This window comes from Rhodanobacter sp. B04 (assembly GCF_002001125.1).
Lineage (GTDB): Bacteria > Pseudomonadota > Gammaproteobacteria > Xanthomonadales > Rhodanobacteraceae > Rhodanobacter.
In genome coordinates this window covers 465,390-488,099 of the sequence record NZ_MUNV01000026.1, presented here as the reverse complement: position 1 = coordinate 488,099, position 22,710 = coordinate 465,390, and the positions used below count along the sequence as shown (strand labels likewise).

Annotated in this window: 25 protein-coding genes and 1 pseudogene; 19 read left to right on the top strand and 7 right to left on the bottom strand. The window is 61.4% G+C overall.

Annotated features, from left to right (window positions below; all coding sequences use genetic code 11):
• The first annotated feature begins 20 nt into the window (after positions 1-20).
• Entirely contained in the window at positions 21-662 is a 642-nt protein-coding gene (locus B0E46_RS17035; RefSeq protein WP_077556903.1) for an NAD(P)-dependent oxidoreductase, read from the top strand.
• A gap of 74 nt (positions 663-736) precedes the next feature.
• Here B0E46_RS17035 and B0E46_RS17030 read toward each other — a convergent pair.
• The 4 genes and pseudogenes from B0E46_RS17030 to B0E46_RS17015 all read right to left on the bottom strand — a co-directional run.
• Positions 737-1,285, bottom strand: a pseudogene (locus B0E46_RS17030) (cytochrome c); the annotation flags it as partial.
• 9 nt (positions 1,286-1,294) lie between these two features.
• Positions 1,295-2,251, bottom strand: a complete 957-nt coding sequence (locus B0E46_RS17025) for a copper resistance protein B (protein WP_077556901.1) — start codon at positions 2,249-2,251, stop codon at positions 1,295-1,297.
• On the bottom strand, positions 2,248-3,972 hold the full coding sequence (locus B0E46_RS17020) for a copper resistance system multicopper oxidase (protein WP_077556954.1): 1,725 nt from the start codon (positions 3,970-3,972) through the stop codon (positions 2,248-2,250). Before B0E46_RS17020 ends, B0E46_RS17025 begins: the two co-directional genes overlap by 4 nt.
• Before the next feature lie 95 nt (positions 3,973-4,067).
• Complete coding sequence (locus B0E46_RS17015; RefSeq protein WP_077556900.1) at positions 4,068-4,481, bottom strand: hypothetical protein; 414 nt, start codon at positions 4,479-4,481, stop codon at positions 4,068-4,070.
• A gap of 140 nt (positions 4,482-4,621) precedes the next feature.
• On the opposite strand from B0E46_RS17015, the gene rlmJ reads away from it, so the two are divergent.
• The 4 genes from rlmJ to B0E46_RS16995 all read left to right on the top strand — a co-directional run bounded on the left by rlmJ (position 4,622) and on the right by B0E46_RS16995 (position 8,037).
• A complete protein-coding gene (gene rlmJ, locus B0E46_RS17010; RefSeq protein ID WP_077556899.1) occupies positions 4,622-5,557 on the top strand; it encodes a 23S rRNA (adenine(2030)-N(6))-methyltransferase RlmJ in 936 nt (311 codons plus the stop codon).
• A 177-nt stretch (positions 5,558-5,734) separates the two neighbouring features.
• Positions 5,735-6,247, top strand: coding sequence for a Slp family lipoprotein (locus B0E46_RS17005; RefSeq protein ID WP_077556898.1), 513 nt, complete (start codon positions 5,735-5,737; stop codon positions 6,245-6,247).
• A gap of 64 nt (positions 6,248-6,311) precedes the next feature.
• Positions 6,312-7,220, top strand: coding sequence for a cation transporter (locus tag B0E46_RS17000; protein WP_077556897.1), 909 nt, complete (start codon positions 6,312-6,314; stop codon positions 7,218-7,220).
• Between the two features lie 70 nt (positions 7,221-7,290).
• Positions 7,291-8,037, top strand: a complete 747-nt coding sequence (locus B0E46_RS16995) for an SGNH/GDSL hydrolase family protein (protein WP_077556896.1) — start codon at positions 7,291-7,293, stop codon at positions 8,035-8,037.
• A gap of 40 nt (positions 8,038-8,077) precedes the next feature.
• Here the strand turns inward: B0E46_RS16995 and B0E46_RS16990 are convergent, their stop codons facing one another.
• On the bottom strand, positions 8,078-8,482 hold the full coding sequence (locus B0E46_RS16990; protein ID WP_077556895.1) for a VOC family protein: 405 nt from the start codon (positions 8,480-8,482) through the stop codon (positions 8,078-8,080).
• The gene (locus tag B0E46_RS16985; RefSeq protein WP_254425204.1) at positions 8,479-8,919 is read right to left on the bottom strand and encodes an MmcQ/YjbR family DNA-binding protein; all 441 of its coding nucleotides are present in this window, start codon (positions 8,917-8,919) and stop codon (positions 8,479-8,481) included. The genes B0E46_RS16990 and B0E46_RS16985 overlap by 4 nt, the downstream gene beginning before the upstream one ends.
• A 159-nt stretch (positions 8,920-9,078) precedes the next feature.
• On the opposite strand from B0E46_RS16985, the gene B0E46_RS16980 reads away from it, so the two are divergent.
• Together B0E46_RS16980 and mfd are read left to right on the top strand one after the other, a co-directional pair.
• A complete protein-coding gene (locus B0E46_RS16980) occupies positions 9,079-9,684 on the top strand; it encodes a GNAT family N-acetyltransferase (protein WP_077556893.1) in 606 nt (201 codons plus the stop codon).
• Between the two features lie 94 nt (positions 9,685-9,778).
• Positions 9,779-13,357, top strand: a complete 3,579-nt coding sequence (gene mfd, locus B0E46_RS16975; protein ID WP_077556892.1) for a transcription-repair coupling factor — start codon at positions 9,779-9,781, stop codon at positions 13,355-13,357.
• Between the two features lie 3 nt (positions 13,358-13,360).
• Here the strand turns inward: mfd and B0E46_RS16970 are convergent, their stop codons facing one another.
• Positions 13,361-14,368, bottom strand: coding sequence for an integron integrase (locus B0E46_RS16970; RefSeq protein WP_077556891.1), 1,008 nt, complete (start codon positions 14,366-14,368; stop codon positions 13,361-13,363).
• Positions 14,369-14,538: 170 nt separating this feature from the next.
• On the opposite strand from B0E46_RS16970, the gene B0E46_RS16965 reads away from it, so the two are divergent.
• The 12 genes from B0E46_RS16965 (at position 14,539) to B0E46_RS17555 (ending at position 22,525) form a co-directional block, all read left to right on the top strand.
• Complete coding sequence (locus B0E46_RS16965; RefSeq protein ID WP_077556890.1) at positions 14,539-15,000, top strand: DUF6794 domain-containing protein; 462 nt, start codon at positions 14,539-14,541, stop codon at positions 14,998-15,000.
• Positions 15,001-15,417: 417 nt separating this feature from the next.
• Positions 15,418-15,639, top strand: coding sequence for a hypothetical protein (locus B0E46_RS16955; protein WP_077556888.1), 222 nt, complete (start codon positions 15,418-15,420; stop codon positions 15,637-15,639).
• A gap of 87 nt (positions 15,640-15,726) precedes the next feature.
• Entirely contained in the window at positions 15,727-16,377 is a 651-nt protein-coding gene (locus tag B0E46_RS16950) for a hypothetical protein (RefSeq protein ID WP_139350609.1), read from the top strand.
• Positions 16,378-16,434: 57 nt separating this feature from the next.
• Complete coding sequence (locus B0E46_RS16945) at positions 16,435-16,761, top strand: hypothetical protein (RefSeq protein ID WP_139350608.1); 327 nt, start codon at positions 16,435-16,437, stop codon at positions 16,759-16,761.
• Positions 16,762-17,650: 889 nt separating this feature from the next.
• Positions 17,651-18,169 carry a hypothetical protein gene (locus B0E46_RS16935; protein ID WP_077556884.1) on the top strand — a complete coding sequence of 173 codons (519 nt, stop codon included), beginning with the start codon at positions 17,651-17,653 and terminating at the stop codon, positions 18,167-18,169.
• 71 nt (positions 18,170-18,240) lie between these two features.
• Complete coding sequence (locus B0E46_RS17570; RefSeq protein ID WP_139350607.1) at positions 18,241-18,627, top strand: hypothetical protein; 387 nt, start codon at positions 18,241-18,243, stop codon at positions 18,625-18,627.
• A gap of 54 nt (positions 18,628-18,681) precedes the next feature.
• On the top strand, positions 18,682-19,011 hold the full coding sequence (locus B0E46_RS16930; protein WP_077556883.1) for a hypothetical protein: 330 nt from the start codon (positions 18,682-18,684) through the stop codon (positions 19,009-19,011).
• 440 nt (positions 19,012-19,451) lie between these two features.
• Positions 19,452-19,799 (top strand): hypothetical protein, encoded by a 348-nt coding sequence (locus B0E46_RS17565; protein WP_139350606.1) that lies wholly within the window; start codon positions 19,452-19,454, stop codon positions 19,797-19,799.
• A gap of 146 nt (positions 19,800-19,945) precedes the next feature.
• Positions 19,946-20,260, top strand: coding sequence for a hypothetical protein (locus tag B0E46_RS16925; protein ID WP_077556882.1), 315 nt, complete (start codon positions 19,946-19,948; stop codon positions 20,258-20,260).
• Positions 20,261-20,321: 61 nt separating this feature from the next.
• On the top strand, positions 20,322-20,666 hold the full coding sequence (locus tag B0E46_RS16920; protein WP_077444392.1) for a hypothetical protein: 345 nt from the start codon (positions 20,322-20,324) through the stop codon (positions 20,664-20,666).
• Between the two features lie 473 nt (positions 20,667-21,139).
• Positions 21,140-21,460 carry a hypothetical protein gene (locus B0E46_RS17560; RefSeq protein WP_139350605.1) on the top strand — a complete coding sequence of 107 codons (321 nt, stop codon included), beginning with the start codon at positions 21,140-21,142 and terminating at the stop codon, positions 21,458-21,460.
• Between the two features lie 786 nt (positions 21,461-22,246).
• Positions 22,247-22,525, top strand: a complete 279-nt coding sequence (locus B0E46_RS17555; protein ID WP_139350604.1) for a hypothetical protein — start codon at positions 22,247-22,249, stop codon at positions 22,523-22,525.
• The last annotated feature ends 185 nt before the right edge of the window (positions 22,526-22,710 follow it).

Here is a 22,710-nt window from a genome sequence, read left to right as displayed (position 1 = left end):
GGCAGCTACCGGAGCCACCCATGAAAATCGCATTGTTCGGCGCCACCGGCCATCTCGGCCAGGGCATCCTCCATGAAGCGCTGTCGCGTGGTCATGACGTCGTCGCCGTGGTGCGCGACCCGAGCCGCCTCACCCGGCACAACGCCAGGCTGAAGGTCGTCACCGGCGACGTCGCCCAGCCGGCCACCTGGCTCGACGCCGTGCGCGGCGCGGATGCCGTGGTGGCCAGCCTTTCCGCGCGCCGCGACGGCAACCCCGACAGCGTGCCTGCGAATGCCGGCGTGTTGCTGGACAACCTGCCGAAAGCCGGCGTGAAGCGCCTGCTGTGGGTCGGCGGCGCCGGCTCGCTGGAAGTGGCGCCGGGCGTCAAGGTCATCGACGACCCGCATTTCCCCGACGCGTGGAAGCCGGAAGCGAAGGCGCAAGGCCGCGCACTCGACGTTTTCCGCGCGAGCAAGGCCGATGTGGACTGGACCTACATCAGCCCAGCTGCCCTGATCGAGGATGGCGAACGCAGCGGCAAGTACCGCGTCGGTGGCGACCAGTTGCTGGTCGATGCCAACGGCGTCAGCCGCATCACCGTTCCCGATTACGCGGTCGCCCTGCTCGACCGCATCGAAAAGCATGACGCCCTGCGCCAGCGCATCACCGTCGCCTACTGAGTCATGCCTGGCATGGCCGCGCTGGTCGACCTGGCTGGCGTGGTCATGGCGGATGGCTGCTTCGCATCGCGGTGGCCGTGGTCGTCATCCATCGGCCCCATGTCATCGTCCGGCGGCGCCTTCGCCACGATCGCCTTGTACTCGCCCGGTGTCAGACCCGGCAGCTTCTGCAGGAACGCCACCATGCTCCAGATGGTGGCGTCGTCGTGGCTGCCACCCCATGCCGGCATCGCGCTCATCTTGATGCCGTGCTTGATCACCCAGAACGCTTCGCGCGGATCGGAACGGAACTTCGCCAGTTCGGGTGGCTGCGGATACAGCCCCGGCCGGATTTCGGAATCGGCCATGCCTGGCGCCAGATGGCAACCGGTGCACATCGCCGCGTACTGGCCGGCGCCCTTGAGGATCAATTGCGGATCGTCCAGGTTCGGCACTGTGAGGTTCTTCGAGTACGACTCGATCGAGCGCTCGCGCAATGTCTGCATCAGCGCAAAGACTGGTCGCGTGTGGTGATCGTCGGCGCCGATGTTGTAGATGCCGGAGTAGACGAACGCGCCGACTCCGACGCCGCCGATGACAACCAGGGCCGCCGTGGTAGCGATGATGGTGGTGAAGTGTTTCATGGGCTGTCCTCAGAACCAGATATGCACGCCGGCAACGAATTGCCGGTCCATCGACGGCTGACCATCCAGCCGCGCGTAATTAGCTGTCGCACCATGGCGGTGGATCCACACGATACCGATGTAGGGCGCGAACTGCCGACTGACTTCGTAGCGCAGGCGCAGGCCCAGCTGGCTATCGGAGAGGCCGCTGCCGACATGGCTGGCCGGATCGTCGCTACCGTAGAGATTGAGCTCGAACTCCGGCTGCAGGATCAGCCGCTGCGTGAACAGCAGCTCGTACTCCGCGCGGAAGCGTACGGCAGTGCGGCCGGATGGTCCGAGGTAGCCAGTCGCTTCCAGCTCGAACCAGTACGGCGCCAGCCCCTGGATGCCGAAGGCGGCCCATGAGCGATGCGGACCTTCGCCCACGTCCTGTCGCACGCCGAGCTGGGTGTTCCAGAACGCGGCAACGGCATGACTCCACAGCGCCTCGACCTGACCCTCCTCGATGCGGCCATGCTCGGCATCGCCCTCACTGCGCAGCCACAGCTTGTCGCTGTCGTTGCCGTACCAGCCCTCCACCTCCCACGCCCGGCCGTTGGTGTAACGGCCGTCGGTGAACTCGAGCTGGTCGATCTTCAGCATGCCGAGCGGCTGGTGGTCGAGCATGTCCATGCCCGGCATAGTGCCGCGGCCGATGCCATCGGCATAATCCGGGCTGCGCGTATCTTTTGTTGGAGTCGTGCTGGGGTGATCCATGCTCGGCATCGCCGAATGTTCCGTCGCCGGCATCGCATCGTGAGCCGCCTGCGGCTTCAGCTCACGGCTCATGCCCGGCATGGCCATCTGGTCCATCGGCATCGGCGGATTCGCCGGCGTATCGGCACTTTGCCCCGCCGCGGCCAGCGACCATGCCAGCGACAGGCTGGCCGCCAGCAGCAGACGGCGCCAGCGTAAAGAAGTGGATGTCTGACCATGCATGCTCATGACACCACCACCTCGCGCATCATGCCCGCCTCCATGTGATAGAGCATGTGGCAGTGATAAGCCCAGCGCCCCGGCGCGTTGGCGGTCACCGCGTAACTGATGCGCTGCGCCGGCTGCACGTTGATGGTGTGCTTGCGCACCTGGAAGTCGCCGTCGGCATCCTCCAGCTCGCTCCACATGCCGTGCAGGTGGATCGGGTGATTCATCATGGTGTCGTTGACCAGCACGATACGCAGCCGCTCGCCGGTGTTGAAGTGCACGGGTTTGGCATCGGAGAACTTCACTCCGTCGAACGACCACATGTAGCGTTCCATGTTGCCGGTAAGGTGCAGCTCGATCTCGCGACCGGGTTCGCGCGTATCGATCGGGCCGCCGATCGTGCGCAGGTCGGCGTACGTCAGCACACGCCGGCCGTTGTCGCGCAGACCGACGCCGGGATCGTCCAGATTGGTGCGCGGCGTGTTCGCGCGCATGCCGACAGCAGGGCCCACTTCCGTGCGCGCATGGCGCACCACCGGCGCCTCGCCCATGTCCATGTCCGCCATGTCGTGCGATGCATGCGCGCCAACCATGTCGCCCATCATGTCCTGCATGCCGAGCCAGACCCGCGCATCCAGCGCTGGCACCGCAGCCTCCATGCCCGGCCGCGGCGCCAGCGTGCCGCGCGCGTAGCCGCTGCGGTCGATCGGCTGCGCGAACAGCGTGTAGGCTCGCTCGTCCTGCGGCTCCACGATGACGTCATAGGTCTCGGCGACCGCGATGCGGAATTCGTCGATCGCCACCGGCTCCACGTCCTGGCCATCCGCGCTGACCACGGTCATCTTCAGGCCCGGAATGCGCACGTCGAAAATCGTCGCTGCCGAGCCGTTGATGAAGCGCAGGCGTATCTTCTCGCCGGCGCGGAACAGCCCGGTCCAATTGCCGGCCGGCGCGGTGCCGTTCATCAGATAGGTATAGGTGCTGCCCGACACGTCGCTCAGGTCGGTCGGATTCATGCGCATCGCGTTCCACATGCGTCGCTGTGCCAGCGCCGGCGAGAGTCCCTCGTGGCGCACGTCGCGCATGAAATCCGCGACGGTAGGCCGGGCGCGGTTGTAGTAGTCGCCCTGCTTCTTCAGCTTCGCGTAGACATGCTCGGGGTTTTCATCGGTCCAGTCGTTGAGCATCACCACGTAGTCGCGATCGGCGGGATGACGCTCGGGGCCGTCCGGCTCGACCACCAGCGCGCCGTAGAGTCCGGTCTGTTCCTGGAAGCCCGAGTGCGAGTGATACCAGTAGGTGCCGGACTGGCGCAGGGTGAACCGGTAGACGAAGGTTTCGCCCGGCGCGATGCCGGGAAAACTGATCCCCGGCACGCCGTCCATCTGGAACGGCAGCACGATGCCGTGCCAGTGGATCGAGGTAGGCACGCGCAGCCGGTTGGTGACGCGCAACGTGACGGTCGAGCCCTGCCGCATGCGCAATACCGGCCCTGGCACGCCGCCGTTCACCGTAGTGGCGAGCCGCGGCACTCCGGTGTAGTTCACCGGCGCCTCGATCACGTCGAGGGAAAAATCGGTGCCGCCCGGCACGGTCGGCTGGCCGGCGCTGGTCAGCGCCCAGACCGGCGATGATCGCCACAGTCCGATACCGGCAAACGCCCCGCCCAGCGCGAGGCCTTGCACAAAGCGACGGCGGGAGTAGCTCGGCAGCGCGTCTGCCGAGGGGTGGACAGGTTTCATGGTGCAGCTCCACACAGCGTGCCCCGGCGCGGCCGGAGTCGGTCATGGCCGCCGTCGCGCGGCAGCAGACGGTCATGGCCGGAGCGCGCGACGGATCAGGTCAGTTCGGAGGCCTGGAGCAATGGAGGTCGCAACGGCGGTGCATGCGCGATCTTGGGCGCGATCACCCGAAGTGAGGCGACATGCAGGACAGCGGGCGCCACGGCAGAAAGGAGTGTCATTGCGATGACCGGCAACACCGTGCCGCATGCCGCCGCACAGTGACAGGTATTCGTCGTGCCGTGATCTGCATGGCCTTGACCGTCGCAACACCCGGACTTGACCGTCATGGCGTGATGCATGCCATCGGACATACGGGCCTGATGTGCGGCGTGGCCAGCAGCAGGCGCCATATCCGGCATTCCACCCGGTGCCGCATGCAGCGGCGCCAGTGCCAGCATCAGCCACGCCAGCCATGCCATCACCCGCAGGTGCGGCAAACGTACGAGATGGCGTGGCGTGCGGCGCATCGGCACAGCTTAGGCGCTGCGTGGCCCTGCCTCAACTCTGGACCTGCATCCATCGGTATTTCCGCGGCTCATGGAAGCCACGCAAGGGGAAGCAGACACCGGCCCGTCTATACTTGGCCACCCTGCCCGCCGTGACTGCCATGAATTACCGCCACGCGTACCACGCCGGCAACTTCGCCGATGTCCTCAAGCACACCGTGCTGCTCGCGCTGATCGAGGCGCTGCAGGCCAAGCCGACCCCGTTCTGCTACATCGACACGCACGCCGGCAGCGGCAACTACGCACTGGACGGTTTCGAGGCCAAGAAGACCGGCGAGCACAAGGACGGCATCTCGCGACTGCATCCGGCCGAAAAGGTGCCGCCGCTGCTGCAACGCTGGCGCAGCCTGATCCTCTCCGGCGAAGGCAACGAGCAGGGCCTGAAGTATTACCCCGGCTCGCCATTGCAGGTCGCCCGCCTGCTGCGCCCGGACGACAGCGCGCAACTGTGCGAACTGCATGCGGATGAAGCCGCCAAGCTGCGCGAACTGCTGCATCGCGACCCGCGCATGCATGTGCACCAGCGCGATGGCTACGAGGCGCTGAAGGCGCTGGTGCCACCGAAGGAAAAGCGCGGCCTGGTGCTGATCGATCCACCGTACGAAGCGCAGGAAGCCGAGTACAAGCAGATCGAGAAAGCACTGAAGGAGGCGTTGCTGCGCTGGCCCACCGGCGTTTACGCCGTGTGGTATCCGATCAAGCTGCGCAGCCAGGTGCAACCCTTCCTGCGCGGCCTGCAGCGCAGCAGCGCGAAGCGCGTGCTGCGTGCCGAACTGCTGGTGCACCCGGACGATTCACCGCTGCGTCTCAACGGCTCCGGCATGGTGATCCTCAACGCGCCCTGGAACCTCGACGACGTGCTGCGCGAACCGCTGCGCGAGCTGGCCAGCCTGCTGTCGCAGGAACGCCCGGCCGAATGGAAGCTGGACTGGCTGCGACAGGAAGGTGCCGAACCACCGCCGCCAAGCCCGTTGCCGGCATCGCGCCTGGCGGCGGCACGACCGCCATTGCGTGGCGCGTCGACGCGCAAACGTTGACCACAGGGATACATGGAATGCCTCCTCAAGCCCCATCATTCCAGCGAACTTAAACCTCGTCATTCCCCTTCCGGCGTGGCTGCACAGCCTGCCCACGCGGCTTGCTATAGCGTACCCAACCATCCTCGCCCCATCATGCACACCGTACTCGCTCAGTCGCCCACTGGAGTTTCGACCATGTCCGTCACTGCCCGCTCCCTGCGCCACCTGTCCGCTGCGCTGCTTGCGCTGGCCCTGGCTGCCTGTGCACCGGCGCCGATTTACAAGAACGTGGCGAACGCCGTCGCCGCCGTGCCATCCCAGGTGGCGCAATCGCCCGAGCGTTTCGCCGGCAACGAAGTGATCTGGGGCGGCCGCATCGTGCGGGTACAGAATTTCGCCGACCACAGCGAGGTCGAACTGCTGGCCTATCCGCTGGACTCCTCACAGCGGCCGCAGACGAACGACAGCGGCAATGGCCGCTTCATCGCGGTGATGCCCGGCTATGTCGAGCCGCTCAGCTACCCGCCGGGTGCGCTGATGACGGTCAACGGCAAGCTCAATGGCAGCCGCGCCGGCAAGGTCGGCGAGGCCGACTACGTGTTCCCGCTGGTCGTTGCCGCGCAGTCGCACGTCTGGACACCGGCGGAAATGGAACAGGGCCGCAACAACATCCACTTCGGTGTCGGCGTGGGCGTCGGTATCCGCTGAGTCTTCCCGCACCATTCCGCGACACCGCTAGACTGCGGGATCACCGCACCAGGATCGACGCCGCATGTCCGGTCACGCCAATTCGCTGAAGCCGATCCTGCTCGCGCTCGGCGCGAACTTCGCCATCTTCGTCACCAAGCTGTTCGCGGCCACCATCACCGGCTCCGGCGCGATGATGGCCGAAGCGGTGCACTCGCTGGCCGACTGCGGCAACCAGGGCCTGCTGCTGCTCGGCATGCGCCAGGCAAAACGGCCACCGTCGGAGGAATACCCGCTCGGCTGGGGCCGTGCGCTGTACTTCTGGTCGTTCCTGGTGGCGATCCTGCTGTTCAGCGTCGGCGGCATGTTCTCGATCTACGAGGGCATCCACAAGCTCACGCATCCCGAGCCGCTGAAGTGGCCGTGGCTGGCGCTCGGCGTGCTGGCATTCGGCATCGTCGCCGAAAGTTTCTCGATGCACGGCTGCCTGCAGGAAGTGAACAAGGCGCGCGGCACGCAGAACCTGTGGACATGGTTCCGCGAGACGCGCTCCAGCGAACTGCTGGTGATATTCGGCGAAGACCTCGCCGCCCTGCTCGGCCTGTGTGTGGCCACGCTGGCGATCGGCGCCACCATGCTCACCGGCAATCTGCTGTTCGACGCACTCGGCACCATCGCGATCGGCGTGCTGCTGGTGGTGGTCGCCGTGCTGGTGGCGATCGAGGTAAAAGCCCTGCTGATCGGCCAGGGCGTGGAGCCACGCCGCCGCAGCGAACTGATTGGCTTCCTCAACAGCCGCCCGGAAATCGCCGAGGTATTGAACCTGATCACCCTGCAGATGGGCCCCGACGTGATGGTGGCGGTGAAGGCGCGCATGCAGCCGGTCGCCAGCGATCGCCATCTGATCGAGGCGATCAATACCGTCGAGGCGGCGATGAAAACGGAATTTGGCGACGTGCGCTGGAGCTTCTTCGAGCCGGATATTGCAGACTGAGGCCGTTGCCTGAGCATGACTCCCGCCGCAACGCCGGTGCCGGGACACCTGATACCAGCGAGGCATGCACATGAAAAAGCCCATCACCATCCTGATCGGCCTGCTGTATGCCGGACTGGCGCTTGCACAGACCGCAACACCCACGCCGGACGCGCTGGCGCAGCGCCTCGCCGCCAGCGAACGGCGCCTGGCCGACTGGGCCGAACTGGCACGTTACCGCGACGAGAACGCCAGGCTACCCGCGCCGGGCAGCGGCGAGACGCGCGTGGTTTTCCTGGGCGATTCGATCACCGACTTCTGGGGCCGCGGCACCGGCGCGTTCTTCCCCGGCAAGGCGTACGTCAACCGCGGCATCAGCGGCCAGACCACGCCGCAGATGCTGGTTCGTTTCCGTCCTGACGTCATCGCGCTGAAACCCCGCGTGGTGGTGATTCTTGCCGGCACCAACGACCTTGCCGGCAATACCGGTCCGTCCACGCTCGGCATGATCGAGGACAATCTCGCCTCGATGGCCGAACTGGCGCGTGTCCATCGCATCAAGGTCGTGCTCGCCTCGCTCACGCCGGTCAACGACGATGTCGATGCCGGCATGACCAAGGGGCGGCCGCCGCAGAAAATCCGCGAACTCAATGCGTGGATCAAGGCCTATGCGCAGCGCGAGCACTTCGTCTATCTGGATTACTACGACGCGATGCTCGACGCCAATCAGGCATTGAAGAGGGAGCTGTCATCCGACGGACTGCATCCGAACGCCGCCGGCTATGCCGTGATGGCACCGCTGGCGCAACAGGCGATCGAACGGGCCCTGCAACCCTAGCCTTCTCCTTGGCCGGCAGAAAGCGCTAGTGCACCGCCCGTCATGCTTGCGGCGGCTGCTTCAGCTCCAGCAGATCCCAGCCGTTGCCGTACAGATCCTCGAACACGGCCACCGTGCCATAGGCTTCGTGGCGCGGCTCTTCGCGAAAATGCACACCGGCCGCGCGCATGCGCTGCCAGTCGCGTTGGAAATCGTCGGTGTGCAGCAGCAGGAACACACGACCGCCGGTCTGGTTGCCGATGCGCGAGGCCTGTTCGTCGTCCTTCGCCTTGGCCAGCAGCAGGCGGGTTTCGCGCGAACCGGGCGGTGCCAGCAATACCCAGCGTTTGCCGTCGCCCATGTCGGTGTCATCGATCAGCTCGAAGCCCAAGGCGTTCGTATACCACGCGATCGCCTCGTCGTAGTCGGCGACCAGCAGCGCCAAGGCGCCCAGGTGCTGTTTCATTTCTTTGCCTTCCATGTCGGTAATTCGCCCAGTTGCGCCTGCAGTTTCTTCGTGAGCTTGGCGCGCACCAGGATGTACGCGTCCAGGATGAACATTTCCAATTCGGCGGTGCTGAAACGCCGTGGCTCGGTAATCGAGATCCAGTGCGCACGCGCCATGTATGGTGCGGGAATGACGCCTGGCTGATCGGTCAGCTCCAGGAAGCGTTCGTCGGCCACCTTGCACGAGAGCCGGCCACCTTCGCTGCCATCCGATGGCGTCACCGCGAACATTTTGCCGCCGACGCTGAATACCAGATCCGCGCCCCATTTGATATCGCGCGTTACTCCCGGCCACTTGCCGCATAACGCGTCCAGCTGGATGGCGGTGAGGCCATGGGCCTGCTTGCTGGTCATGTCTGTGCCCCGCTGAAATCCGGCATGTATTGTGCCGCGCACGGTCAAAGCCTGTCTGTGGCAGCGCCACCTTGCCGTGCCGCAGCACGATGGGGGCAGAGCGCCAGTCTCAGCCTGGGCAAGCCCCGCCACGCTCAGGCACCGTCCGTCATTGCAAATTCATGTTGCGTTGCACACAATACGCAAAAGTATGGAACTGCCATGATCCCTGCCATCGACTTTGCCGCCCCCGACCGATTTGCACCACTGCCGCCCCGCAGCAGCGAGCGCTTCGCCCGCCCACGCGTGGCGCCGTCGAGTGCGGGCGAATCCGTGCGTACCCGCGACGGCCGCGAGCTGGTGCTGCGCGCGATCGAGCCAGGCGATGTGGCGGCGATGCAGCGCTGTTTCTCCCGGCTTTCGCCGGAAGACATCCGTCGCCGTTTCCTGCATGCGATGTCCGAACTGCCGGCACCGATGGCGCAACGGCTGTGCCGCATCGATCCGGCCATCGAGACCGCCCATGTGCTGATGGACGAGACGGTGAAACCGGCCGAGATGCGCGGTGTGGGTCGGATCTACGTCGACGAGACTACCGACAGCGCCGAATTCTCGGTCTTGGTGGAGCAGGATTGGAGCCGCATCGGCCTCGGCGCGTTGCTGATGCAGCGGCTGGTCGACGACTGCCGCCGCCGCGGCCTCGCCGAGCTGTGGGGCTACGTGCTGCAGGAAAACCGGCCAATGCTGGAGCTCTGCAAGGAGCTGGGCTTCAGCCAGCGGCTGATCCCGGACGAACCGGGTACGGCGCTGATCACCTTGAAGCTGTAAGACCGCGCAGGCGAGGCCTGTCGAAGCCATCGCGTTACACTTGCCCGCTTTCCCCGGCGCGGCTCGATGGCGGCGCCTTGAACACGCGCCTCTTATGTCCAGCCTGATCAAGCATCCACCCCTTCCCAGCACCCCCAAGCAACGCCGCTACTGGATGCCACCCCACGGCTCCGCGCGGGCGCTGCTGATTGCCGAAGCGGCGCGCACGCACGATGGCCTGCTGGTGGCGGTGACCCGCGACACCCAGCGCGCGCAGGCGCTGGAGGCCGAGCTGAAGATCTACGCCGGCGGCCTGCCGGTGCTGCATTTCCCGGACTGGGAAACGCTGCCCTACGACGTGTTCAGCCCGCACCCGGAGATCGTCTCGCAGCGCATCGCCACGCTGTACCAGTTGCCGAGCGTGAAACGCGGCGTGCTGGTGGTGCCGGTGGCTACGCTGATGCAGCGCATCGCACCACGTGCACATATCACCGGCTCCGGGCTGGTGCTGGCCAAGCGCCAGAAGCTGGATCTGGTCGCCGAACAGCGCCGACTGGAAGCCTCCGGCTACCGCAACGTGCCGCAGGTGGCCGAGCCGGGGGACTTCGCGGTGCGCGGCGCGCTGCTCGACATCTTCCCGATGGGCACGGCCGAGCCGTATCGCATCGAGCTGTTCGATGACGAAGTGGAATCGATCCGCAGCTTCGATCCGGAAACCCAGCGCTCGCAGCAGCAGGTGGAAAAGATCGAGCTGCTGCCCGCGCGCGAGTTCCCGCTCACCGACGAGGCGGCCAAGGAATTCCGCGGCAACCTACGCGAACGCTTCCCGATCGACGTGCGCCGCTGCCCGCTGTACCAGGACATGAAGGAAGGCGTCACGCCCGGCGGCATCGAGTACTACCTGCCGCTGTTCTTCGGCGAGACCGCCACGCTGTTCGACTACCTCGCCGACGATGCGCTGTTCGTCCTGGGCGAAGGCGCGGGCGACGCCGCCGACCAGTTCTGGACGCAGACCGCCGAGCGCTACGACCAGCGCGCGCACGACATCGAACGCCCGGTGCTGCCGCCGGCCGAACTCTATCTGCCGCCGGAACAATTGCGCGAACGCCTCAACAAGCGACTGCGCGTGGAAGTGGTCGACAGCGGCCATGAGCATGCCGTCGCCAGCGGCACCCAGCCCGCGCCGGAACTGCCGCTCAACCGCAAGGGCGAGGAACCCGGCACGTCGTTGCGGCACTTCCTCGCCAGCTATCCGGGCCGTGTGCTGATCGCCGCGGATTCGGCCGGACGGCGCGAGGCGCTGCTCGAGACGCTGGCGGCGGCGGGAGTGAAGCCACAGAACGTTGAGGGTTGGCAGGCCTTTATTGGCCGTCATTCCGGCGAAAGCCGGAATCCAGTGTCGGAGGCGTCGAGTAAGCCCCTAGATGACCAGCATTCGCTGTTGAAGAGCTCCTCCGGCTTTCGCCGGAATGACGAGCAAAAAGGCGATGCCGAGCAAATAAGATTCGCCATCACCATCGCCAGCCTGGAACAAGGCTTCGCACTCACCACGCCGGCGATCACCGTGCTCACCGAGCGCGAGCTGTACGGCGAACGCGTGCGCAGCGAGCGCGACCGCAAGCGCCGCCGCGGCACCGCGCGCGATCCGGAAGCGATCATCCGCGACCTCACCGAGCTAACCCTCGGCGCGCCGATCGTACACGTCGACCACGGCGTGGGCCGCTACCAAGGCCTGCTCTCGATGGACGTCGGCGGCATGGATGGCGAATTCCTCACCATCGAGTACGCCAAGGGCGACAAGCTGTACGTGCCGGTGGCGCAGCTCGGCCTGGTCAGCCGCTACTCCGGCACCGCGCCGGAACTGGCGCCACTGCATTCGCTGGGCGGCGATGCGTGGGAGCGCGCGCGCAAGAAGGCCGCCGAGAAGGTGCGCGACGTCGCCGCCGAACTGCTGGCGATCTACGCGCAGCGGCAGGCGCGCGGCGGCGAGTCGATGCCGATCGACCGCCAGCTGGTGGAGGAATTCGGCAGCAGCTTCCCGTTCGAGGAAACCCCGGACCAGGAAACCGCAATCGAGGCCGTGCTTGCCGACCTGGCCGCACCGCGTGCGATGGATCGGGTGATCTGCGGCGACGTCGGCTTCGGCAAGACCGAAGTCGCGCTGCGCGCGGCGTTCGCTACCGCCACCGCCGGCAAGCAGGTCGCCGTGCTGGTGCCGACCACCCTGCTCGCCCAGCAGCATTACCGCAACTTCGCCGACCGCTTCGCCGACTGGCCGGTGCGCGTGGACGTGCTGTCGCGCTTCAAATCCACCAAGGAAGTGAACGAGGCGCTGCAGCGCCTCGCCGATGGCCAGATCGACGTGATCGTGGGCACGCACAAGCTGCTGCAACCGGACATCAAGTTCAAGAACCTCGGCCTGGTCATCGTCGACGAAGAACAGCGCTTCGGCGTGCGCCAGAAGGAGCAGCTGAAGAAGCTGCGCGCCGAAGTGGATCTGCTGACGATGACTGCCACGCCGATCCCGCGCACGTTGAACATGGCGATGGCAGGTTTGCGCGACCTTTCGCTGATCGCCACGCCGCCGGCACACCGCTCGGCCGTGCGCACCTTCATCTCGGCGTGGGACCCGGCGACGATCCGCGAGGCGCTGCAGCGCGAGCTGTCGCGCGGTGGCCAGGTGTATTTCCTGCACAACGAGGTGCAGAGCATCGAGCGCACCGTGCGTGAACTGGAGGAACTGGTGCCCGAGGCGCGCATCCGCATCGCCCACGGCCAGATGCCCGAACGCGAACTGGAAGGCGTGATGGCCGATTTCCACCGCCAGCGCTTCAACGTGCTGGTATGCACCACCATCATCGAAACCGGCATCGACATCCCCAGCGCCAACACCATCATCATCAATCGCGCAGACCGTTTCGGCCTGGCCCAGCTGCACCAGCTGCGCGGCCGCGTCGGCCGCTCGCACCACCGCGCGTATGCGTATCTCGTGGTGCCCGACCGCAAGTCGATCACCGCCGATGCGCAGAAGCGTCTGGAAGCACTCGCCTCGCTGGAAGAACTCGGCGCCGGCTTCACGCTCGCCACGCACGACCTGGAAATCCGTGGTGCCGGCGAGCTGCTCGGCGACGAACAATCCGGCCAGATCCAGGAGATCGGCTTCGGCTTGTACACCGAACTGCTCGACCGCGCGGTACGCGCACTGAAATCCGGCAAGATCCCCGACTTCGACCTCAGCAGCGAACACGAAACCGAAGTCGAGCTGCACCTGCCCGCACTGATCCCCGACGACTACCTCGGCGACGTGCATACGCGCCTGACCTTGTACAAACGCATCGCCAGCGCGCGCAGTGAGGACGACCTGCGCGACCTGCAGGTGGAGATGATCGACCGCTTTGGCCTGCTGCCGGACAGCACCAAGCAACTGTTCGCCGTGGCCAGCCTGAAACTGATGGCCACCCCGCTCGGCATCCGCAAACTCGACTTCGGCGCCAACGGCGGCCGCATCGTGTTCCGCGAGAAGCCCGACGTCGATCCGATGCTTATCATCAAGCTGATCCAGCAGCTGCCACGCGTCTACAAGCTGGACGGCCAGGACAAGCTGAAGATCACCCTGGACCTGCCCGGTGCCACCGAACGCATCCGCAGCGCACAGGAAGTGTTGATCCTGCTGGGTGCGCGCCGACCCGGCTGAGCCTCAACGATCCAGCGGGCTCAGCACGCCCTGGCCACCACGATTCAGCACATGGGTGTAGATCTGCGTGGTGGTAACGTCTTTATGGCCGAGCAGTTCCTGTACGGTGCGCACGTCATAACCTGCCTCCAGCAAATGCGTGGCGAAGCAGTGGCGCAGTGTGTGTGCACTGACAGGCTTGGCAATATTCGCAACCACCCTTGCACGCTTCATCGCCCTGGCCAGAATCCGCTCATCGAAATGATGCCGTCGAAAGGTGCCGTCCTGCGGATCGCGCGAGCGCTGCAGCGACGGAAACACAAACTGCCAGCCGAGCTCCCGTGCGGCCTTCGGATATTTTCGAGCAAGCGCATGAGGTAGTCGCGTCTCACCGAAGCCACCGGCGAGATCCTCCTGATGAAGGAGGCGTGCACGCTCAATCTCGCGCTGCAACGGTTCGACAAGTGCGCGCGGCAACATCGTGTGGCGATCCTTGCCGCCCTTGCCGTCTCGTATGGTGATCTCGCCGCGACCGAAATCCACATCCTTGATGCGCAAGCGCAGACACTCCATCAGGCGCATGCCCGTTCCGTAAAGCAAGCTGGCCAGCAGCCATGGCCGCCCATCCATCGCACCCAGCAACCGCCGCGTGTCTTCCACCGACAGCACGGTCGGCAACCGCTGCGGACGCTTGGCCCGCACCATGCTGTCCATCCACGGCAATTCCATGCCAAGCACTTGCCGATATAGAAACAGCAAGGCCGACAATGCCTGATTCTGTGTGCTGGCCGCCACATCTCCCTCGACCGCGAGACTGCTCAGGAAACACTCAACCTCCACCGCACCCATCTCGCGCGGGTGCCGTTTGTTGTTCGCCAAGATGAACCGACGCATCCAAGCGAGATACACCTTCTCGGTGCGCAAACTGTAGTGTTTCAGCCGCATGTGCCGACGAACTTCATCGAAAAGCCGCGGTACACGTGGCACCCCGCCACCAGTAGATATACCGCCGCTTTCAGCGTCATAAGACATATCCAGCCACTCCCTGCTGCTTTCCAGGCAGTCTCCTTGGCTCGACCTACCTGACAAAACAGGGCAAGCCGCTGATCGCCTGTAGGAATATGGCTTGACGACGAGGGGGGCGATGCTGAACGATCCAACGCTATACCCCGCATATGGGGTCTACTTAGCGTTAGCCCATCATGCCAAAGCACATCCAGTTCGTCATTTTGTTCCTCTTTGCTTTCGCAGCTTCCATGGCGAGTGCCGGCGAGGTTCCCAATACTTTGCCGCAAGCCTTCGCTGCGCTCGACCAGCAGCTCGGCTCGCAGCAACGGGACGACTTCAAGAACACGCCGGAAACCGAGGCAGTCGTAAAGGCGCATACGGGTTTGGGCCTTTACATAAGAAACGCGTGGTTTCGGTCTGGCCATTCCAAACTGCCTGACGAGCTGCATGCGCTTGGTGTCCGGTCGCTCGACGACGTATCTTCTGTCGTGCTCACCTCGTACTGGCGTCATCTCAATGGCAAGCCACTAGAAGTTGAGAAGCAATGTGCCTGTTATGCAAAGTGGTGGCAGGAGCAGCAGCTACTAGAAGCCTCAGCAGCAGCTAAAGGCGAGAATTCGTATTCTTCTCCCAAATTTAGCTGCCCGCAGGGCTAACAATTCGTTCAAGGCGGACGGCTACGCCGCCGCTTAACTCCAGCGTTAGCGCCCATGACAACTCTCTTCGTACTTCTGTGGGTCATCATGGGAACTTACGTTCTCTTGTTCAATGTGTTGTATGTGTGCGTAGTTCTCCTACGCATCAATGACGCTCAAGTTGAGGTAAAGAGAGCTGGGCTTCTTTTTCGACAGCAGCGATATGTTGAATGTTACTTGGCAATATTGAGCAACAGTGAAAGATCCAAGTGGTACAACATTTTTCTAAAGTACTCGTTTGATATCCAGCTTGTTCTTTCTACCGCCTTTCTATTTGCCTTAATAGCTGCCGCGATGCGCGGTTGGCGCTAACATCTCGTTCAAGGCGGACGCCTCCGGCGCCGCTTAACTCCAGCGTTAGGCGTCATGGAGAAAAACATGAGCATGGATCCACCTTGGCTCAAATTCCCCAAGATTCAGCTTGGCTCACTTGGCTGGCGCATGGGTGCTGGCGAGACGTATTGGTATGCCTTCCAAGACTGGTTTGCATTGCAACCCGAGCAAGCTCGCCAAGTTTTCGCTAGCCAATTTCCAGAGCCTGCGGGCTGGCAGGGCTTCTACGAGCGCACCATGCAACATCATTCGCAACGTGTACGCTAAGCCAATTGGGCGCGCTTGCGGTGGCGCCTAACAACTCGTTCAAGGCGGACGGCTTCGCCGCCGCTTAACTCAAGCGTTAGGCAACACATGAAACAGCAGGTCGAACCCAAAAATCCTTTAGAAGTGGCTTCGGCATTTCCACTTACTAGTTTGTTGGCCGGCTGGTACTTTCGCGTGCGCGAGGTCTCTCCTGGGCAGTTCATCGCCGAGGGCACCGACCTTTGGGGGCGCAAAGTGTCGCATCAGAGTGGTGACTCGCAGGTCGCCTTAAATCGATGCGTTTCGTCAGCACGACTGGTTATGTTACTGGTTCGGTTCGGTGCTGCTTACGTGATCTTTTGTCGTCTGTTTTGCTGCGCGATTTTGTGCTTTTTTGCATACATCCCAGCTTCGATCGCTTGGTGGATTTTGTCGAAGTCTGTCGCTAAGCCCGGAGAGATCAATCTGTATACCTTTGTTGGGCTCGGCATCTCCTTCACGGGTCTGTATTTTTTTGTTTTGCTTATCTATCGTGCTCTCACTGGTAGAGGGCGCAAGGAAGATGGTGGGCTCTTACCTCCATGGGCTATAAATCTCTTCGTAGCGGCCTTCGGAGTTATGGCGCTTCTCATTGTTATGTTTGGCATCTACTCCGGTAAGCTACCCGCTGTCTTGGGCGGAATCTCTTACTTCTGCATTGCTTTGGCAGTTTGGAGTGCAAGGAGAAATCAGCGTGCACGGGGAAGGTTCCGCGCCTAACTACTCGTTCAAGGCGGACGCCTCCGGCGCCGCTTAACTCAAGCGTTAGAGCTCACCATGACGAAGGCCGAAGTTATCCGAACACTGATGGATCGCGGCAAGACGAAAGAGCTACGTGATCTTTTGTTCGGCTTATCTCCTTACAACGACAAGACCGCAAGAGAGCCAGCGGCAGAGCTGCCTTCTATTGCACTCACCAAGTTGGTAAATACCGCCCGCAATCACCTAGACTTTGTATGCAAGTTCGGTGAGCAAGCGGATCATGTCATCAAGGGCCGCAAACACCACTTTGCTCACAAGGAACAATTTGCGCACTGGCTCGCTGAGGATGCGCCCGGAGTATCGGAGTCAGAGCTAGATAGGTTGCTTAAAGCACATGCGTGAGCAGCAATCGTTGTCTACGTCAAAGTTGGTACTACGCTCTAACTACTCGTTCAAGGCGGACGGCTTCGCCGCCGCTTAACTCAAGCGTTAGAGCTCAAACACAATGTCTCGGTCGTCATGGATAGCGCAGCAAACAAAGGCAACGCGGGCTCTGGTCAAATTCATCCTTGACCATGGCTCACAGCCGGACACTAACCTCCAAGCTTGCTTGGCTAGCCTTGAGGCAGGCGACATCAACAAGGCACTGGTACACGCCAAGCTCGTCAAGCCTCACGGCATGGGCGGTCTCTCCGACTGGTGGCCTCCTGTCAAGTTCGACAACGAGAACCCGGAGTATGTAGCAGCTCTTCTAGAAGCCTTGGTCAACAATTGGTGCAGGCTTATAGGTCTTTCCTTCGAGACGGAGCCGCAAGGCTCTAACTAGTCATTCAAGCGGACGGCTCCGCCGCCGCTTAATTCCAGCGTTAGGTGTTCAATCCAAGGGGTCTATATGTCCAACAAGCTGATGTTGTCTGTGCTGCTCCTATTCGTGTTTGTCTCTGGCTGTGCGACTGCGACTGCGCCAGCACCTGCACCTGCACCTGCACCGCAGGCAACGTGCCCCACAACTGTTGCAGGTTACGTTGCGGGGGAGGCCACCTCAGACTTCGTAAAATCATGCATAGGTCAGCCAGTGCACGAGGATCACAACCCAGATGGTAGGTATGTCTACATCTATCGACCTGACGCCCATACAATAATATCAATCCTTTTCGACTCCAAGGGGAAGCTCATTCGCATGCGCGGTTACCACCAAAATTGAGCTTTGCACCTAACAACTCGTTCAAGGCGGACGTGCGTACCGCACGCCGCTTAACTCCAGCGTTAGGCCCCAGATGAGGCAACTCGCATGTCATCTCTAGAAGCGCTGGTTAACGACCCTGTCGAGTTCGCTCAATGGGCACTTGGCGCCTATGTCTCGCCCGCATATGGCACCGCCATCGAGGCTGAGGGCAAAACGCGCTCAGAACTCTCATTAAGCGAGTCGGAACTCGCGCTTTTCCGATGCGAAGTTGCGCTTATGGCCGCGGCCGGTGTTGCCACTACGGTCGCCAAGAACTTCTCATACGAGTTCTATAAGGCATTCGCTGCGGCACTCTCCGGCCGTGTCGTGCACTTGCTCTACTGCCACTACAGCGACGCCTACGTCACCGATGCTCGCAATGCCATGGAGCTTTACATCACGCACCTGGAAAGCGGGCTGGAGCCGGGGGCGGCTGGCTACTTCATCGATCGCGTGTTCGCGCAAAACCCCCGCAAGCCAGAGCTTCTCTATCACGGCGCGTGGAAACCAGGAATGGATGCTCTCTTGCATGCCTTAGGTGATTCCCGCCAAGCACTGGTTCGTGTGTTAGGGGCCACAGAATGAAGGCAGGGCCTAACAATTCGTCCAAGCCGACGCCGCTTCGCGGCGCGGCTTAACTCAGGCGTTAGGCTGCTATGAATTTTTTCCGCAAGTTTTATATCTTTGCTTGGCTTGTGGCGGCTGCCCTCTATGTGCGTGCAGGGTTCGTTCCCGACTGGTACGCCATCCATAACAATTTGCCAGTTCCGCTTTACCCAACAAAATTTGTTTTGGTCTGCCTGCTCGTTTCTGCCGTTGAGTGTGCGATCTTGGCGTCTATAGTTCGTCCGTGGAGTTTTCACAGATCTTGGGGTCGGCTCTTGGTTGCCCTTGCTGTGTTTGTGCCATGGGCTATCTTGTCATTGCTTTCTCTCATGCATGCAGCACCTGTAGTCGTTGCTCATGCGTTGTGGCTCTTACTGGTTATCGCCGGGCTTTGCATTGCTTCAGTCATCACGGTGTTTCGTCGCAACGCAGCCTAACCAGTCATCCAAGCGGACGGCTACGCCGCCGCTTAATTCCAGCGTTAGGCCGCCATGCAAAACGACGATATCGTTCGCATAAAAGATTTGTTTGCTGTCAGAGCTTCCGTCCTTCGAGCTCGCCGCAGAGTCTTGGTGACGGCATTCGTCACACCGCTTCTATGCGTGCTCCTGATCTTGCTGCTTCTCTACCGCTTCACGTCACTAGGCACCACCGCTTCGCTCGTTCTAACCTCGGTCTTTATCCTAGGTGGCGTCGCAGTTTTCGCTCACTGGCAACGTCACTACCAGAGCATTCTGCAGCAGCTCGACGCGTTGGATCGCAAAGTTTCTGGTGGGGAGATCGTCTACGCTTCTCAGGTGGCATTTCACTCCTATCGGTGAGCGGCCTAACATCTCGTTCAAGGCGGACGGCTTCGCCGCCGCTTAACTCCAGCGTTAGGCCTTAAGAGCATGGCGGCAAAAATTATCATCCTAATTTTGGCGCTCTCGTTTCCAGCTTGTTCCGTGGCAGCAGACAGTAGTCCAGAGTCGAATTGGCTAAGCCTCATCAAACAAAGCCTTGGACCTTCTTGCGCCGTTTCGCTCACCCGAGTTGGTCTTGTCCAGTCAGGTAACAATGGCAGTCGCACCGAGCAGTGGTTCATGCAAACTTGCCACGGTAGGACCGAGTATTGGGTCTCTTACTATCCTTCTGCCGTCTTTCCGAATCTCGCCAGTCCCTACGAAATAAAGCGGGTTCCCGTCAGCAATTCTACGGGTAGGCCTAACATCTCATTCGAGGCGGACGGCTACGCCGCCGCTCAATTCCAGCGTTAGGCTGCATGAACAATCGTCGCGAACAACTTGAAACATTGCATGCTCATCTTGGTGAGTTAGTAGTGGTACTCGCGCAAGATCCGCTATGCCAATGGCGCAAGCACTTCGTAGCATGCCAACAGCGAGCTGCGTCGCTACTCAGTCTCGGCTTTACTCAAAGCGAGCTAAACGGGCTTTCTGGTTCGGTTAACCACGTCTACGGCGGTGCTGGCAGCTTCAACGACTATGCTCCGGCCCGCGCAAAAGCTGATGGCACTTTCGGCGTCATCCCAGGCATGGATCGTTTCAGCGAGGTTTCTGGCAACGTCTATACATCTGCTCTTGCGCTCAGGGTTGTCGGCAATGCACCCTAACCACTCGTTCGAGGCGGACGGCTACGCCGCCGCTCAACTCCAGCGTTAGGCAGCATATGAGGCTACTTCCTTCAACCCGGTCGCGACTTCTGAGCTGGACGCTACTGGCGTTGGTTCTCGCCTGTGTTTGGTTCACGCTACGCGGTGTGCAACTCGTCATCGACGGGCAGCTTCAGGGGCTGGTTACCACGACTTTCTTCCTACTGCTTGGCTTAGGGTTGTGGCTGCGGCAGCACGTTGCGCGCGTACTTGTGCTCGTCATGCTTTGGTTTGTAGTCATCGTTTTGCCTGTCGGCATGATCAATCCCTTCGCAGCCATGGACGACTACGGCCCTAACCCTCCATCGGCTTGGCATCTAGTTCTGCAAATTGTGCCGTGGGTGATCGCTTCTCTTTTTGCAATTCACGTACTTGGCAAGTACAAGCATGAGTTCCGTTGGTGGCGCGGGCCGGCCGCCTAACCACTCGTCCAAGCGGACGCGCAAAAAGCGCGCGCCGCTTAACTCCAGCGTTAGGTGTCCAATGCAAGATGACTTTGGTCTTGAGAGTTGGCTCGTTGAGGTCGGTGGCGACATCATCGAAAAGAAGTCCTCTCAAGGCGTTGAGAGCCTTACGCCAATTCAGTTGGCCATCTACAACCTGTGGCTCATAGACTATGCAGTGCGAAATTCTGGTAGTTTCGGGCCTCTTGAGGACATGGAGTCCAACGCGATAGCAGCTCTACACGCCTTCAGCTCGGCCAATAACATGCCTGCTCTTTCTTCTTGGCTTTCACAAGCCAACGATGAGGAGGCTTTTTGCAAAAGTTACTACCATCACTTTCCGGGCGCGTGCCTTGAGCTCAAGCTGCACTGGGCGGGCACCTAACATCTCGTTCAAGGCGGACGGCTTCGCCGCCGCTTAACTCCAGCGTTAGACTTCAGAGATGAAACTCCCATGCTTGCCAGCTTTAGTTTTGCTCACTCTCACTGTGAGCGCGTGCGCTGGCACTGAGGTTTCCAAAACGGTCACTAAACCAGCTGTTCCGCGGACGGAAGCCGCGTGTGTCGCACGAGGCGGCGAGTGGATTTTTGCCGGTCCACAAAATGTTGTGAAATACTGCTTCCTTCAAACCACGGACGGTGGCAAGTCCTGTAAGGCGTCTAGCCAGTGTCAAAGCGAATGTATCGAGGGCGCTAGCGGCAACAAGTGTGCAAGTACATTCACAGGGTGTTTCGAGCCTACCGGCCACGGCACTGTCACCCAATGCGTAAATTAGTGCCGGGTACGTAGTGCCCGTCTAACAGTTCGTTCAAGGCGGACGGCTTCGCCGCCGCTTAACTCCAGCGTTAGAGCCACTCATGTCTACCGAACTATTTGCTGCTGAAAGGACTTGGTTTGCGGTGGCTCCGGACGGCACCGAGCACGATGCTGTTCTGCGCATTGGCGTTCCAACACATGCACCTGGCGGTGAATGGCGTGCGGTTGTCTCGCTTCGCCCGATGGAGTCTCGTTCGCACCCAATCGCTGGCGTGGACGCTTGGCAGGCAACCTGCCTCGCGATCCATTTCGCTGCCACGCGTGTCGGCCACTTCGCCGAAGATGGTTGGCAGTTCTACTGGGAGCGTGGCGGCAAGCCTGCATCGCCCGAGGGTCTTGCAATTGTCCCGAAATCGCTCTAACTACTCGTTCAAGGCGGACGGCTTCGCCGCCGCTTAACTCAAGCGTTAGGCCTAAGGATCATTCACAAGGGAGTGTCAAGAATATGAATCCAGTTCCACGTACTGCTATGGCTTTTCTATTTGCTACGCTTCTAAGCGTAAGTAGCTACACACTTTTGTCTACTGGCATCATTGCCGTATTGGTGGCTCTATCTTGCTCTTTGGTCTTCATGGCGATTAGCGCAAACGCCAAGGAAATTAGGGCAAATGGAAAGTCAATTGGCTTCACAAGTGGTCGCTTGCTGCCGATCGCGGGATTGAATTTCGCGACACTTTTTACCGCTCTCGCGATATTAGTCGCCGTTCTACACGGAGTGTCCCAGGCAATTGCGGCCTAACAACTCGTTCAAGGCGGACGGCTTCGCCGCCGCTTAACTCAAGCGTTAGGCACTATGAACGCATCAGACCTATGGCAAGCACTTCGGGCTGAGTTACCAGAGCAGGTCTCTCGGGTCGCGCATCAATGCGAGCCTATTAGCGGCTCTGCTCGCGACCTTTTGGAGCTCCTAGATGATCGCTATAGCAGTGCCTGGATCGCAAACGAAAAGTGTGGCTACTATGGCAATCCATACGAGCAATTGAGCCTAGATTTTTTCAAGCTCGTAGCGGCTGCACGGTCAATTTCTGGTCAAAAAGGCAGGCCTCGTTGTGAGCGGCAATGATCTCGGCGGCGTGCCTAACTACTCGTTCAAGGCGGACGGCTTCGCCGCCGCTTAACTCCAGCGTTAGGCAATATCGGAGAGATCCATGCTGACCTCTTTTTTTGTTTCTTTTCTTTCTGCGCTTCTGGGTTGCGGGGCAATTGCAATCGTATTCCGCTTATTTGGCATAGCCATCTCAAGGCCACGATCACTTATATCTGATGCAATTATGCTCATATGTTTTTCGGCGGCTTTGGCAATAGGAAAAACATTGTCGCTAGAGTTAGCGTTTCTTCCTTGGCAGGGCGCTTGCATCGCCGGGTTGGCTGGCGGTCTTGGGTTTGCGATCGGCCAGGCAATTACTAGTCGTCGAGCGAAGGCCTAACAATTCGTTCAAGGCGGACGGCTTCGCCGCCGCTTAACTCCAGCGTTAGGCCACAGGCATGCCCTTAAAGAATCCCGTCATCTTTACGATTCTGGTGCTTGTTGTCCTGCTTGGCGCAGGAGCCGCCACGTACTTCTATGGTTTGCCGTTATTGCAGGGTGTCCAGTCGGTTTGCGGGTACGGCG